This window comes from Pseudomonas sp. A-RE-19, assembly GCF_019956555.1.
Taxonomy (GTDB): Bacteria; Pseudomonadota; Gammaproteobacteria; order Pseudomonadales; family Pseudomonadaceae; genus Aquipseudomonas.
This window is the reverse complement of sequence record NZ_JAHBDQ010000055.1, coordinates 149,014-164,207: the sequence shown is the minus strand read 5'-3', so window position 1 is coordinate 164,207 and position 15,194 is coordinate 149,014. Positions and strand designations below refer to the sequence as shown.

Sequence of the window (15,194 nt, the reverse complement as noted above, 5' to 3'; positions counted from 1 at the left end):
CCAGACACCGCATATCCCTTGTGGGAGCGAGCCTGCTCGCGATGAGGCCATTCAATTCAACATCGACGTGGCTGACACACTGCTATCGCGAGCAGGCTCGCTCCCACAAGGGATGAGGTAAACCCAGGATTGCATTCGGTTTTCCGAACGCGACTTGTCGGTCGATTCGGATAACCGGATTACTGATCTTGAAAAAATGCGCCATAAATATTTAATACCTTTATAAATCAATAACTTGACCAACTATGCCTGGCCTGGCACGAGTCATGCTCTAATCTCTTGGACGAATGCCTGTTTGTGCCAACACCTCAGGAGCCATCAGGCATTCGAAGCTGAAAAAGGCCGATGAACTGGCTCCATAAAAAAAACAATGTCGAGGAAAGTTTGATGCGCATCGTTCCCCATATCCTGGGCGCAGCCATTGCTGCCGCTCTGATTAGCACTCCAGTTTTCGCCGCCGAACTCACCGGCACACTGAAGAAGATCAAAGAGTCCGGCACCATCACCCTCGGGCATCGTGACGCTTCCATTCCGTTTTCCTACATCGCGGACGCTTCCGGCAAACCGGTTGGCTACGCCCACGATATCCAGCTGAAAATCGTCGAAGCCATCAAGAAAGACCTGGACATGCCCAACCTCCAGGTCAAATACAACCTGGTGACCTCGCAAACCCGTATCCCGCTGGTGCAGAACGGCACCGTGGACGTCGAATGCGGTTCCACCACCAACAACGTCGAGCGTCAGCAGCAAGTTGACTTCTCCGTCGGCATCTTCGAAATCGGCACCAAGCTGCTGACCAAGAAAGACTCGCCGTACAAAGACTTCCCGGACCTCAAAGGCAAGAACGTCGTGACCACCGCCGGCACCACGTCCGAGCGCATCCTCAAGTCGATGAACGCCGACAAGCAGATGGGCATGAACATCATCTCCGCCAAAGACCACGGCGAGTCATTCCAGATGCTGGAGTCGGGCCGTGCCGTCGCGTTCATGATGGACGACGCCCTGCTGGCCGGCGAAGCAGCCAAGGCCAAGAAGGCGGATGACTGGGTGGTAACCGGTACTCCACAGTCCTACGAAATCTACGGCTGCATGGTCCGCAAGGGCGACGAGCCGTTCAAGAAGGCTGTGGATGACGCCATTGTCGCCACCTACAAGTCGGGCGAGATCAACAAGATCTACGAAAAATGGTTCATGCAGCCGATCCCGCCAAAAGGCCTGAACCTGAACTTCCCGATGAGCAACGAGCTCAAGGCCCTGATCGCCAATCCGACCGATAAAGCGGCTGACGACAAGAAGTCCTGATTTTCTGACTACCCTTATCTCCTGAGAGGGCCCGGCCCTTCCAGGAGTTTGTCACCCCCTGCTGGCATTTTTGGAAACACTCGAACCGGTGGCTGTCGAGCCGTTCGTGTGTGCCTGATCTTCACGATCAGGGCGGGAACGAAGCTTCCCCTGGCGGGTACTTGTACATCGATCGAATCCGAGGGGAGACCCTAATGAATTACAACTGGGACTGGGGCGTGTTCTTCAAGTCCACCGGCGTGGGCAGCGAGACCTATCTCGACTGGTACATCACCGGTTTGGGCTGGACCATTGCCATCGCCATCGTGGCCTGGGTCATCGCCCTGACACTGGGCTCGATTCTGGGCGTCATGCGCACCGTACCGAATCGCCTCGTATCGGGCATCGCGACCTGCTACGTCGAACTCTTCCGTAACGTGCCGCTGCTGGTGCAGCTGTTCATCTGGTACTTCCTGGTGCCTGATCTGCTGCCACAAAACCTGCAGGACTGGTACAAACAGGACCTTAACCCGACCACTTCGGCTTTCCTGAGCGTCGTCGTCTGCCTGGGCCTGTTCACCACCGCTCGGGTTTGCGAACAAGTGCGCACCGGTATCCAGGCGCTGCCTCGCGGCCAGGAATCCGCCGCCCGCGCCATGGGTTTCAAGCTGCCGCAGATCTACTGGAACGTGCTGCTGCCCCAGGCCTACCGGATCATCATTCCGCCGCTCACCTCCGAATTCCTCAACGTGTTCAAGAACACATCCGTGGCCTCGCTGATCGGCTTGATGGAACTGCTCGCGCAAACCAAACAGACCGCCGAGTTCTCCGCCAACCTGTTCGAAGCCTTCACCCTGGCAACGCTGATCTACTTCACCCTGAACATGAGCCTGATGCTGCTGATGCGCCTGGTCGAGAAGAAAGTCGCCGTACCGGGCCTGATCTCCGTAGGGGGTAAATGATGGAATTCGACTTCTCGGGCATCATCCCTTCCCTGCCGGGTATGTGGAACGGCATGGTCATGACCCTCAAGCTGATGGCCATGGGCGTAATCGGCGGGATCATCCTCGGCACCATCCTGGCCCTGATGCGCCTGTCCCACAGCAAACTGCTGTCGAACCTGGCCGGCGCCTACGTCAACTACTTCCGCTCGATCCCGCTGCTGCTGGTGATCACCTGGTTCTACCTGGCGGTACCGTTCGTGCTGCGCTGGATCACCGGCGAAGATACCCCGATTGGTGCGTTCGCCTCGTGCATCGTGGCCTTCATGATGTTTGAAGCGGCGTACTTCTGCGAAATCGTCCGGGCCGGCGTGCAGTCGATTCCCAAGGGGCAGATGGGCGCAGCTCAGGCCCTGGGCATGACGTACGGCCAGATGATGCGTCTGATCATCCTGCCGCAAGCGTTCCGCAAGATGACCCCGCTGCTGCTGCAACAGAGCATCATCCTGTTTCAAGACACCTCGCTGGTTTACGCGGTGGGTCTGGTGGACTTCCTCAATGCCTCGCGCGCCAGTGGCGACATCATCGGCCGCTCCAATGAGTTCCTGATCTTCGCCGGTTTCACATACTTCATCATCAGCTTTGCCGCCTCGCAGCTGGTCAAGCGTCTGCAAAAAAGGTTTGCCGTATGATCTCTATCAAGAATGTCAACAAGTGGTATGGCGACTTCCAGGTACTGACTGACTGCAGCACCGAGGTCAAAAAAGGCGAAGTGATCGTGGTGTGCGGGCCGTCCGGTTCCGGCAAATCCACCCTGATCAAATGCGTCAACGCACTGGAACCGTTCCAGAAAGGCGACGTGATCGTCGATGGCACCTCCATCGCCGACCCGAAGACCAACCTGCCGAAACTGCGTTCGCGCGTGGGCATGGTGTTCCAGCATTTCGAACTGTTCCCGCACCTGACCATTACCGAAAACCTGACCATCGCGCAGATCAAGGTGTTGGGCCGCAGCAAGGAAGAAGCCACCAAGAAAGGCCTGCAACTGCTTGAGCGCGTCGGGCTGTCTGCCCATGCGCATAAGCATCCTGGCCAGCTCTCCGGCGGTCAGCAACAGCGTGTGGCGATTGCCCGTGCGCTGGCGATGGACCCGATCGTCATGCTGTTCGACGAACCGACCTCGGCGCTGGACCCGGAAATGGTCAACGAAGTGCTCGACGTGATGGTGCAACTGGCCCATGAAGGCATGACCATGATGTGCGTGACCCACGAAATGGGCTTCGCCCGCAAAGTGGCGGACCGGGTGATCTTCATGGACGCGGGCAAAATCATCGAAGACTGCAAGAAAGAAGAGTTCTTCGGCGACATCAACGCCCGCTCCGAGCGTGCGCAGCATTTCCTCGAGAAAATTCTGCAGCACTAAGCAGGAAGACACCGCTCCCCAACTAATGTGGGAGCGGACAGCTTTTCGTAGGAGCCAAGCTTGCCGGCGAAGGCGCTCTCAAGGACGCCTTCGCCGGCAAGCCTGGCTCCTACGGATCACCACACAGCAGCTCCCACAGGGGCCCGTGGGTATATGGATATTTGTGTTGTGGTTGACCCAAGGCATCTGTGATGAAATGCGACTCCACTCTCTACCGCGCAGCGCCGCCATCACTCGCCGTGAAACCCCGTCTGATTCGCCATCTGTTCCTGCCGCCGCTGATCATCGCCCTGATGATCGGATTGGGTTACATCGGCTTCTGGGTCAGTGAACACTACGGCATTCGCAGCCTCAGCGAGAACGGCCAGCGTCAGCTGGAGCTGCACGCCCGCGCCGTCGAGAGCGAGATCAGCAAGTACACCTACCTGCCCAGCCTGCTGGAACTGGAATCCAGTGTTTCCAGGCTGTTGGCCGACCCGTCGCCGGAACTCCGGCAGACGGTCAACGAATACCTTGAAGGCCTGAACCGGCGCAGCCGCAGTCGGGCCATTTATGTGATGGACACCACCGGTCGCGTACTGGCCACCAGCAACTGGCGCGATGTCGACAGTTATCTGGGTGAAGACCTGTCCTTCCGCGCCTATTTCCAGAACGCCGTGCGTGGTCAGCCGGGGCGTTTCTACGGCATCGGCAGCACCAGCGGCGAACCCGGCTATTACCTGGCTCATGGCCTGGAAGAGCATGGCAAGATCATCGGCGTCGCGGTGGTCAAGGTTCGCCTCGAAGCCATGGAAGAACGCTGGCAGCGCGCGCGCCTGGAAGCCTTCGTCAGCGACGAGAACGGCATCATCATTCTCTCCAGCGATCCGGCGCGACGGCTCAAGTCGGTGGTGCCGTTGAGCGACGACACCAAGGAACGCCTGGCCCGCAGCCTCCAGTATTACTGGTATCCGCTGAATGAACTGCAACCGCTGGCGCGGGAGAAACTGGCCGAAGGCGAGGAAAAACTGACCTTCCCCGCCAACAGCGAACTGATGTCCGATGAAGAGAACATCAGCTACCTGTCGCAAACCCGACCGCTGAGTGATACCCCATGGAATTTCACCCTGCTCACGCCCCTGCAAGACCTGCGGCGTGAAGCGATCAATCAAGGGATTCTGGTGGCGGTGGCGTTTGCCCTGGTGGCGTTTCTGCTGATTGCCTGGAACGAGCGGCGCAAGGTGATCGCCACCCGCCTCGCGGCGCGGGAAGCCCTGCAGGAAGCCAACAATCAACTGGAGCGTCGGATTACCGAACGCACCACCGACCTGCGCGCCAGCAACGAACGGCTCAAGGGCCAGATCCGTGAACGCCGGCAGGCTGAAGAAACCTTGCGCCGCGCCCAGGATGAACTGGTCCAGGCCGGCAAACTGGCCGCCATCGGCCAGATGTCCACCAGCATCGCCCACGAATTGAACCAGCCGCTGGCCGCCTTGCGGACCTTGTCCGGCAACACCGTGCGTTTTCTGGAACGCGGTCAGCTGGATGTGGCCAGCACCAACCTCAAAACCATCAATGAACTGATCGACCGCATGGGCCGGATCACCGCCAGCCTGCGTTCCTTCGCCCGACGCGGTGACGACAAGGGCCAGGCCAGCCTTGGCAAAGCCGTGGAGGCCGCCCTGCAACTGCTGGGCAGCCGGATGGAAAGCGCGCATCTGCAATTGCACCGCGACTTTGCCGACGTGCAGGTGCAGATCGACCAGACCCGTCTGGAGCAGATTCTGGTGAACCTGATCGGCAATGCGCTCGACGCCATGCAGTCACAACCTCAACCGGCGTTATGGCTTGAAGGCGAGGAATTCGACGGCAAGTATCGCCTGCGGGTGCGCGACAACGGCCACGGCATCGATGCCGAAGCGCGCAAGCATCTGTTCGAACCGTTCTTCACCACCAAACCCGGTGAACAGGGCCTGGGCCTCGGCCTGACTCTTTCAGCGAGCCTGGCTGCCGCCACGGGCGGGCATCTGGGTGTCGAGCACCCCGCCAGCGGTGGTACCACCTTCGTCCTCAGTTTACCGTTGGTAAGCCCCACTCCCGCCGAGCCAATATGAACAACGACCTTAGTGTGCTGATCGTCGAAGACGACCCCCATGTCCTGCTCGGCTGCCAACAGGCGCTGACCCTGGAAGACATTCCCTGCGTGGGCGTCGGCAGCGCCGAAGAAGCGCTGGAGCGGGTCGGCGATAACTTCGCCGGGATCGTCATCAGCGACATCCGCCTGCCGGGCATCGATGGCCTGGAACTGCTGACCCGGCTCAAGGCCCGCGATCGCAGCCTGCCGGTGGTGCTGATTACCGGCCATGGCGACATCTCGATGGCCGTCGGCGCGATGCAGAAAGGCGCCTACGACTTCATGGAGAAACCCTTCTCCCCCGAACGTTTGGTGGATGTTGCCCGCCGCGCGCTGGAGCAACGCAGCCTGGCGCGGGAAGTGTCTTCGTTGCGCCGGCAACTGGCGGAACGCGATTCCCTCGAAGGCCGGATCATCGGGCGCTCGCCGGCCATGCAGAACCTGCGGGAACTGATCGCCAACGTCGCCGACACCTCGGCCAACGTGCTGATCGAAGGCGAGACCGGCACCGGTAAAGAGTTGGTTGCGCGCTGCCTGCACGACTTCAGCCGTCGGCACACCAAACAGTTCGTCGCGCTGAACTGCGGTGGCCTGCCGGAGAACCTGTTCGAAAGCGAAATCTTCGGCCACGAGGCCAACGCCTTCACCGGTGCCGGCAAGCGGCGGATCGGCAAGATCGAACACGCCGATGGCGGCACGCTGTTCCTCGACGAAGTGGAAAGCATGCCGCTGCCATTGCAGATCAAACTGCTGCGGGTGTTGCAGGAACGCACCCTCGAACGCCTCGGCTCGAACCAGAGCGTGGCGGTGGATTGCCGGGTGATTGCCGCGACCAAGTCCGATCTGGATCAATCGAGCAAGGCCGGCGAATTTCGCAGCGACCTGTATTACCGCCTGAACGTGGTAACCCTGGAACTGCCGCCGCTGCGCGAACGCCGCGAAGACATCCTGCAATTGTTCGAACACTTTTTGCAGCAGTCATCCCTGCGCTTCGACCGCGCCGTGCCGGAGCTGGACAATCAGACTGTATCGATCCTGATGAGCCACGACTGGCCGGGCAACGTGCGAGAATTGCGCAACGTCGCCGAACGCTTCGCCCTCGGCCTGCCGGCCTTCAAAAAATCCGGCGCCAGCGGCAGTAACCAGGGCCTGGCCTTCGCCGAAGCGGTGGAAGCCTTCGAACGCAACCTGCTCAGCGATGCCTTGCAACGCAGTGGCGGCAACCTGACCCAAGCCAGTCTGGAACTGGGGATGGCCAAGACCACGTTGTTCGACAAAGTGAAGAAATACGGGCTGAGCCACTGATGGACCTGATTTTCAAAGCAACCCTGGGCGCGGCGGTGGTGGTGATCCTGGCCATGCTGGCCAAGACCAAAAACTATTACATCGCAGGCCTGGTGCCGCTGTTTCCGACCTTTGCGCTGATCGCCCATTACATCGTCGGCAAAGGGCGCTCGCTCGATGATCTGAAAACCACCATCGTGTTTGGCATGTGGTCGATCATTCCGTACTTCGTCTACCTGGCGACCTTGTATGTGATGGTCGACCGGATGCGGCTGGAGGCGTCGCTGGCGGTGGCGGCGGTGGCGTGGTTGATGGCGGCGACGGTGCTCGTAACTGTCTGGGTTCGCCTCCAGGCCTGACCACCAACCGTCGCGAGTACTGTGATGTGTAACAGCATTTTGGGAAGCGTCTGACATCAATTCGTTTAATCCCTTGTTAGCGTGGCATTGAACCCGGCTTCAGGACGTTCAGTTGTGACTGACCATGGAAGGTCTTTTGCACCGGTGCATCAACGTCCCGAAGCCAATGCCACGCATAGGACAAGGAGTCATGGATGTTCGACGCCAACCCACACGCCCGTTTCAGCCTGACTGTCGACGATTTATTGCACGACCTTCAGGTGCTTTCATTCAGCGGCAAGGAATTCATCAGCCAGCCTTACGCCTTTGATCTCGAACTGGTCAGCGAACGACGGGACCTCACCGCGAAAATCCTGCTGCACAAACGCGCCTTTTTGGCCTTCAACGACAGCGGCGCTGGCATTCACGGGCAGGTGTACGATTTTGCCCGAGGCAGCCCGGGTAAACGCCTGACCCGCTACCGCATGACCTTGGTTCCTCAGCTGGCCTATCTGGCGCATCGCACCAACCAGCGGATTTTTCAAAACCTGTCGGTCCCGCAGATCATCCAGCGGCTACTCGCGGAACACGGGATCCTCAAAGACGCCTGCCTGTTCCAGCTCGGCTCGACTTACCCACCACGTGACTTCTGCGTTCAATACCATGAGTCCGATCTGGGTTTCATACAGCGACTGTGCGAGGAAGAGGGGCTGCATTACCACTTTCGCCATCGCCGCGATCAGCATGTGCTGGTGTTCGGTGACGACCAGACCGTGTTTCCCCGACTCGACGGTGCGACGCCTTTCAAGCAGGACAGCGGCATGGTCGCGCAAAAGCCGGTAGTCAATTTCTTTGATGTGTGGGAGCAAACCCGCTCCAACCGAAGCGCTCGCCGCGCCTACGACTTTGAGAAAGCCCGTATCCAGCTCGACTCCGGCTATCACCCCACCCTCGACACTGCCCAGCCGGATCTGGAGATTTACGATTACCCGGGCCGCTTTACCCAGCGTGAGCGGGGTAAGCGCCTGAGTCTGCGTGAGCTGGAACGCCATCGTGCCGATTGCGAGCAAGCGCAGGGGAAAAGCGATCAGGCCTCACTGGCCGCCGGGCACTTTTTGCAACTGTCCGAGCATCCCATTGATGAATGGAACCAGCTGTGGTTGCTGACTGAGGTTCAGCACGAAGGGCGGATGCCGCAAGTCCTCGAAGAGAGTGCGGTGAGTAACGCCGCCGATGTCGAACAGGGTTTTCAAGGCTATCGCAACCAATTCGTCGCCACGCCCTGGGAGGTGTTCTACCGCCCGCCACAGATCCACGACAAACCGAGAATGTCCGGCAATCAAACGGCCGTGGTCACCGGCCCCGAGGGTGAAGAGATCCACTGCGACCAATACGGTCGGGTGAAGGTGCAGTTTTTCTGGGATCGCGAAGGCCGTTACGACGACAAAAGCAGTTTTTGGGTGCGGGTGGCCACCGGTTGGGCCGGCAATGCGTATGGCAGTAGCACACTCCCGCGAGTGGGCATGGAAGTACTGGTCAGCTTTCTCGAAGGTGACCCGGATCAACCAGTGATCAGCGGATGTTTTGTGAACAGCGCGAATCCAGCGCCTTATGAATTGCCCAAGCACAAGACCCGCAGCGTGTTTCGCTCCCGCAGTTCGCCCGACAGCACGGGTTTCAATGAACTGCACCTGGAAGACCGTACCGGCCAGGAGTTGATTTACCTGCGTGCCCAGCGAGATATGGAGCAGAAGGTTGAAAACGACAGCCGCCTGGAAGTGGGCAACGAACGTCGGGAAACCGTTAACGGCGACAGCTTCACCGTACTGAAAGCCAAAGAACATCGAACCATTACCGGGGACCGGCAGGTCCAGCTCCAGGCCAGTGACTACCTGCACGTCGCCGGCAACAGCCACACCCTGGTCGATGGGATGCTGGTGACCAAAGCGGGCCGGGAAATTGTCATCGAGGCTGATTACCTGATTCTGAAAGCGCGCGTGGGTGTCAGTATCAGCACCGGCAGCGAACACTTTGTGATGGGCCCCGGTGGAATTTTCAGCAGCAGCCAAATCCAGATTGGCGGTACGCCCGTGCCGGGCCCGGACGCATCGCTACCGATGCCGGGATCCACTGATGCCTTGTCTGCGCCCCCCGAATTGCCCCCGATCATCGCGCCTTCCCAGAATGAGCTAATGGCGGTCAGTCACGCGCTGGAGGCGGATTTCTGCCCCCTCTGCGAAACCTGCCGGGCTGGCCTCTGCCCGACTGAAGGAGCTGCCGCATGATGGATACACTCCCCCGCCAGTGGATGACCGAACAGCGGCGCTTTGGCCATGAAGTATGTCTGGTGCTGGACTCGGAGAATGAGCGCGAAACGCGCCAGTTATTGCTGAACTCCAGCCAATTTGAACAGTACTTGGGCGTCTACAGCGGCACCCACATCGCTGACCTGGCTGACGCCGGTCCGTTCATTTTCACCTTGGACCAACCCGGCGACCGCCGTATTGACGAACTGCTCGAGCACCCGCAGCGAAACTGGGGCTGGCTGGTCAGCCTGCCAAAAGGCGAACTGCGCAAACTGGTGAGTCACTGGCAGGAGCGCCTGATCATCGGCACGCGTCCCCATCGGGCGCTGTATCGCTTTCACGACAATCGAGTATTGGCTCGCGCACTTGAACATCTGCCTGTCGAGGCTTATCCGGCCTATCTCGGACCGGCGATCAGTGTGTGCTACTGGAACGGTACAGGCTGGAAAACCGCCGTCAGCCCTGCCCCCGGCACGTATCCAGTACCGGATGAACCTCTTTGGTTGCACGCACCGACCCCACATCCGCAGGCTTCAGAGATTCGCCGGCTCAATGCCCACCGCTACTTGTTGGCAGCGCATCTGAAAGCCTACGTCAGACTCGCCGAACTGCATGACCCAGACACCTGGTTACGCGACCGACTGGCCTTGGCGCAGGCATGGGGCTGGCTGGAGCCGGAGCAATTGGCGTTTCTGCTGACCCAGAGTTTGCAGGCGCCCGCGTACACGCTGCCGCCGCACTGGCAGGCGCGTCCTGATGAAACGCCCATTGAGCATTTCGAACGGGTGCATCAGGTAACGGAGTTTTGGCAAGGAGAAGCCCCGCCATGAAACGCGCATTACGAACCGCTAACTTGGGTTGTTGTCTCGCGTTAACCGCAGGCTGTGCCACCAGCCAGCCGAACACATTCACCTTCACCGCCGATTTACCGCCCGACTTCGCCTACCAGGCCATTGCCGCGTATGTGCCCGCCAAAGGCGAAACCTGCACCGTGCCGGGAGGACGAAATACTGAAGTCGGGTACAACATGAAATGGCGTGAAAACTACCAGCCAACCGCTGAAATCGCCCTGCGCCGAACGGTTAGTGGGTGCCCGTTGGTCATTAGCCGCATCAAGCTGGATATCAAATCGGCTTATGGCAAGGACTGGGGAGATCAAAGCGGGGATACAGCTGGGGTCGTCATTCGCGATGAACTGGAGGAGCAGTACAAACGTGCCTTCAACGAGGCAGGTGAAAGTACCTTCTTCGGTGAGTGCCAATGGCTGTTTCGCACCGTCGGGCCAAAACGGCGCATCGTAAAAATCCTTGATTGCAAAAAAACCGATGCGCAGGGCGAACCGGGGCGGGGTCGACCGTTTTCGGCGTACACGCTCGATCAACTGCCGGGGAAAACCGTGAGGATGCGCATCAAGTTGGCTGAAGAGGAAAGGCCAGCCATTGGGGATACATGGGTCAAAGTGCCGAACGGTTGGAAGCGATGCATGGGCGATAACTTCGAAGACCAATACGCGTTTTGCTTTGGCAACTACAAGGACTTCAGCGGCTTTCAGATGCCCGACGGAAAGCAATGCACCATTTACCCAGGCTGCACTGAATAAGGACATCTCCCCCATGACAACGTCGTATCCACTGGTGAAGTCGCTGTTTAAAAGCCCCGTTTTAGGCTGTTGTCTCGCGTTAACCGCAGGCTGTGCCACCAGCCAGCCGAACACGTTCACCTTCACCGCCGATTTACCGCCCGACTTCACCTACCAGGCCATTGCCGTGTATGTGCCCGCCAAAGGCGAAACCTGCACCGTGCCCGGCGGGAGAAATACAGAAGTCGGGTACAACATGAAATGGCGTGAAAACTACCAGCCAAACGCTGAGATTGCCCTGCGCCGAACGGTCAGTGGGTGCCCGCTGGTCATTAGCCGCATCGAGCTGAAAATCTATGGGACTTACGGTAAAGCCCGGGGAGATTTTGGTACGGATATCGCCAGCGTGTTCATTCGCGACGAGGTGGAAGATCGATACAAAGGCATCGTTAACAAGGCGGGTGAAAGCACCTTCGACGGTGAATGCCAATGGCTGTTCCGCACCTCAGGCAAGCCTCGCATCCTTAGAAAACTCCTCAACTGCAAAACGATCAACGCACAGGGCGAGCGCGGACGTGGCCAACCCTTCGCTGCGTACACCCCGGACCAACTGCCGGGAAAAACCGTGAGGATGCGCATCAAGTTGGCTGAAGAGGAAAAGCCAGCCATTGGGGATACATGGGTCAAAGTGCCGAACGGTTGGAAGCGATGCATGGGCGATAACTTCGAAGACCAATACGCGTTTTGCTTTGGCAACTACAAGGACTTCAGCGGCTTTCAGATGCCCGACGGAAAGCAATGCACCATTTACCCAGGCTGTACTGAATAAGGAGATTTCGACATGACGTCATTGGAAAAAGAACTGGAGTCGCCGCTGAGCAGCCGCGTATTGGCGTGCCCCGCACAGGGTCGATGGAGCAGCTTTCAGTTAGTCGACGAGTTCGGCTCTGGCGAACCCTATGCCGGGTTGGCCTACGTCGTAACCGATTCGGAAGGGCAAGAATACGACGGAGTGTTGGATATATCGGGCATGGGAAAAGTGGACAACCACTTTGCCGGCCCTATCTTGCTACTCCTTGACCAAAAATACCAAGGGCATGAAAAGGCCTATGCGTTTTTACAAGGAAGACCTCATTACCCCCTCAAAATCACTGAACTCCAAGTACGCGCCGAGCAAACCCGCTACTTGAACCAAAACTCCACCCGCACCAAAGAAAACCCCGCACAAGCCTGCGCTGATGCTTTTTTTCAAGTGGAAGTGCGCCATCTGGTCAGGCATGCCTCGCATTTACCGCCGCAGGTTTACAGCCATTACCCGATTGAAACGGGGCCGGCGAAGATCATGGGTAAACAGGGTCAAAGCGGTGTTGCTCTCATGCCGCTACAACACACGGTACTGGAAGTGCGCCCGCTACGGGCCTTGCGCCCCATGCTGTCAACCGACGCCGAGTTCTGTGCGCTCAACCTCTATCAACTGGCACTGATGGCCACCTTGAGCTATTGCCCCTTCGGTCAGCAGCCCGATGATCAACCCGTCAGAACCAGGACCGTGAGCTTCCCCCTGCAACCAAGCGTCGGCAACTGGTTCGGGGATGCACTGGCCAAATTCGATGAACTTTGGAAAGTCGATGCGGCGCAAACAAAAGCTTATTACCCACTGTACGAGGATGTGCCGTACTCCAAGCGTTTGGAAATCATGCCATTCGACCCAGATCTCTATCCAGTAAACAAGCCGGAGCTCGAAGGTGACCAGGAACATCCCGCCAAAATTCACTTCTTAGACGACAGGAAACTTGGCTCGGAATCCACCGATACCCAGGCATTCATCACCCATCACGACGAGCTGATCCTGATTTCGGTACGTGGCACCTATGAAATCGTCGCGGATGGCCTGCGCGACGCCGATGCGTTTCAAGTGCCATTTGAAGACACCGACAGCAGGGTACACCGTGGTTTTTACCGGGCAGCGCAGCAAGCCTATAACTTCGTCGTGGAATACCTCGACAGGTTTTATGCTGGTCAAAAACTGCTGATCTGCGGCCACAGCCTCGGTGGCGCAGTGGCCTTGTTACTCTCAGAAATGCTGCGTCGCAGGCCGGAAGCCTACAACATCCAGCTCTACACCTACGGCGCCCCCCGCGCCGGTGATGCCAATTTCGTAAAAGGTGCCAAGGGTCTGGTGCACTACCGCATGGTCGCCCACAACGACCCGGTGCCGAGCGTGCCCGGCACCTGGATGGACACCAAGGTTGACGTTTTCGGGACCGGGGCAGCGCTGACCTTCGTCAACGTGCCCGTTGGCCTCTCGGTATTTGTCGCCGGCATCACTAACTGGAACGGCGAACCCTACGAACACCATGGCACCCTGCATCACGCGATGCCGGTGCAGTTCAGCCGCAAGGAAATGTCCATGATCCTGTGGGAGCCCGGCTGCGACACCATTGCCCAGCATGCCGCCTGCTCGGTGGCCATCCAGCAAAAAAACGGCCTCCCGGATCGACCTTCGCTGCTGACCCAACTGTTTAATGCCGGTAACCACTCGATGGTCGGCAGCTACGTTCCCACCTGCTGGGCATCACTCAAGCGTTCTCAGGAAGCACTGGGGGCAAAACGCTCCCTCGTCACCGACCTGGAGTTTGGATGGGTCGAGCAGGCACTCCAAAGTATTACCGCTCAGTTGCGAGCCAGGCGAGGTCATTTATCGAACCAAACCCTGAAGCACCGACAAACTCACGAAGCGCAAATCAACGCCTTCATGCTTGAGATCGACAAAATACACGTGACGCTCGAACGGCTGAAAACCTTGCGGCGCGAGCGTGTCAGCGAAAAAAAGGTCTATGGATCGCTTTCGACTCAGCCCGAGCGGCTGGCAGAAAACCTGCAACGCTGGCTTGCCCATGCAGAAAATCAAGTCGTTGAGCAGTGGGCCATGGCGCCGAAGAGCGTAAACGAAGACGCGTTATTGACGTCGATCTACGGGCATACCATAGGGGCGCCGCATACCCTCGACATCGATTCGATTACTTGAACAAACACAACCGGGCTTTGCCCGAGCCTCCCGTGTGGCGATGGAGCAAGCTCCCTCGCCACAAAAGCGGCTTGCACGATCAGCTGACAGTACCGCCCTTCGCCTCACTCATGATCTGCCGAATCGCCCCGACAAACGTCTCCACCGGCTGCCCGCCGCTCACCGCGTATTGCCCGTTGAACACCACGGTGGGCACTGAACTCACGCCACGCGACAGCCACAACTGCTCTTCTTCGCGAACCTCTTTGGCGAATTCATCCGATGCCAGAATCGCTTCGGCCCGCTGGCGATTCAGCCCCACGTTTTCGGCGATCTGTGCCAGTTGAGTGTGATCGGAAGGGTTGCCGCCCTCGATGAAATACGCCTGGAACAAGGCGTCTTTCAGATTGAACTGCAACCCTTCCAGCCCCGCCCAAAACAGCAACCGATGAGCATCGAACGTGTTGTAGATGCGGCTGTTGCCGTCGGTGCGAAACGCAAACCCGACCTCGGCGCCGCGCGCGCGGATCATTTCGCGATTCTTCTGCGATTGCTCTGGGGTCGAGCCGTATTTTTCGCTGATGTGTTCGGTGATGTTCTGGCCTTCGGGGGCCATTTTCGGGTTCAGTTCGAACGGCTGAAAACGAATTTCGGCCTGGACTTCATCGCCGAGCAAATCCAGGGCACGGGTCAGGCCGTACAAGCCGACGACGCACCAGGGGCAGGACACGTCGCTGACGAAATCGATTTTCAGGGGGGTACTCATCATTTACCTCACAGGCTTGAATCGCGCCGGAAAGTTCGAACGATACACCCGGAGCTGCCGCAGGCTGCGCTCTTTTGATCCTGACCTTCAGCGGTCTAGAAAAAATCAAGATCAAAAGATCGCAGTCTGCGGCAGCTCGGGTACGGGGTAAGGGGC

13 protein-coding genes are annotated in these 15,194 nt (G+C 58.6%); 12 read left to right on the top strand and 1 reads right to left on the bottom strand.

The genetic code is table 11. The annotated features are described in order from the left end of the window. Positions 1-387: 387 nt before the first annotated feature. The 12 genes from KGB14_RS23965 (at position 388) to KGB14_RS23910 (ending at position 14,293) form a co-directional block, all read left to right on the top strand. Complete coding sequence (locus KGB14_RS23965) at positions 388-1,302, top strand: glutamate/aspartate ABC transporter substrate-binding protein (RefSeq protein ID WP_223489106.1); 915 nt, start codon at positions 388-390, stop codon at positions 1,300-1,302. A 194-nt stretch (positions 1,303-1,496) separates the two neighbouring features. Further along, positions 1,497-2,243: an amino acid ABC transporter permease gene (locus KGB14_RS23960; protein WP_223489105.1), complete on the top strand. Its 747-nt coding sequence runs from the start codon at positions 1,497-1,499 to the stop codon at positions 2,241-2,243. Further along, a complete protein-coding gene (locus KGB14_RS23955) occupies positions 2,243-2,914 on the top strand; it encodes an amino acid ABC transporter permease (RefSeq protein WP_223489104.1) in 672 nt (223 codons plus the stop codon). Before KGB14_RS23960 ends, KGB14_RS23955 begins: the two co-directional genes overlap by 1 nt. Then, entirely contained in the window at positions 2,911-3,645 is a 735-nt protein-coding gene (locus KGB14_RS23950) for an amino acid ABC transporter ATP-binding protein (RefSeq protein ID WP_223489103.1), read from the top strand. Before KGB14_RS23955 ends, KGB14_RS23950 begins: the two co-directional genes overlap by 4 nt. Before the next feature lie 191 nt (positions 3,646-3,836). Next, positions 3,837-5,738, top strand: a complete 1,902-nt coding sequence (locus tag KGB14_RS23945) for a sensor histidine kinase (protein ID WP_223489102.1) — start codon at positions 3,837-3,839, stop codon at positions 5,736-5,738. Further along, positions 5,735-7,063 carry a sigma-54-dependent transcriptional regulator gene (locus KGB14_RS23940; RefSeq protein WP_223489101.1) on the top strand — a complete coding sequence of 443 codons (1,329 nt, stop codon included), beginning with the start codon at positions 5,735-5,737 and terminating at the stop codon, positions 7,061-7,063. Before KGB14_RS23945 ends, KGB14_RS23940 begins: the two co-directional genes overlap by 4 nt. Before the next feature lie 8 nt (positions 7,064-7,071). After that, positions 7,072-7,401, top strand: a complete 330-nt coding sequence (locus tag KGB14_RS23935) for a GlpM family protein (RefSeq protein ID WP_223489171.1) — start codon at positions 7,072-7,074, stop codon at positions 7,399-7,401. A 194-nt stretch (positions 7,402-7,595) separates the two neighbouring features. Then, positions 7,596-9,665, top strand: a complete 2,070-nt coding sequence (locus KGB14_RS23930; RefSeq protein ID WP_223489100.1) for a type VI secretion system tip protein VgrG — start codon at positions 7,596-7,598, stop codon at positions 9,663-9,665. Further along, positions 9,662-10,516 carry a DUF4123 domain-containing protein gene (locus KGB14_RS23925; RefSeq protein ID WP_223489099.1) on the top strand — a complete coding sequence of 285 codons (855 nt, stop codon included), beginning with the start codon at positions 9,662-9,664 and terminating at the stop codon, positions 10,514-10,516. The genes KGB14_RS23930 and KGB14_RS23925 overlap by 4 nt, the downstream gene beginning before the upstream one ends. Then, positions 10,513-11,286, top strand: a complete 774-nt coding sequence (locus KGB14_RS23920) for a hypothetical protein (RefSeq protein ID WP_223489098.1) — start codon at positions 10,513-10,515, stop codon at positions 11,284-11,286. The genes KGB14_RS23925 and KGB14_RS23920 overlap by 4 nt, the downstream gene beginning before the upstream one ends. Positions 11,287-11,299: 13 nt before the next feature. After that, positions 11,300-12,094, top strand: a complete 795-nt coding sequence (locus KGB14_RS23915; protein WP_223489097.1) for a hypothetical protein — start codon at positions 11,300-11,302, stop codon at positions 12,092-12,094. Between the two features lie 12 nt (positions 12,095-12,106). Beyond that, positions 12,107-14,293 carry a lipase family protein gene (locus tag KGB14_RS23910; protein WP_223489096.1) on the top strand — a complete coding sequence of 729 codons (2,187 nt, stop codon included), beginning with the start codon at positions 12,107-12,109 and terminating at the stop codon, positions 14,291-14,293. 79 nt (positions 14,294-14,372) lie between these two features. Here the strand turns inward: KGB14_RS23910 and KGB14_RS23905 are convergent, their stop codons facing one another. After that, positions 14,373-15,038, bottom strand: coding sequence for a DsbA family oxidoreductase (locus tag KGB14_RS23905; protein WP_223489169.1), 666 nt, complete (start codon positions 15,036-15,038; stop codon positions 14,373-14,375). Positions 15,039-15,194: the final 156 nt, after the last annotated feature.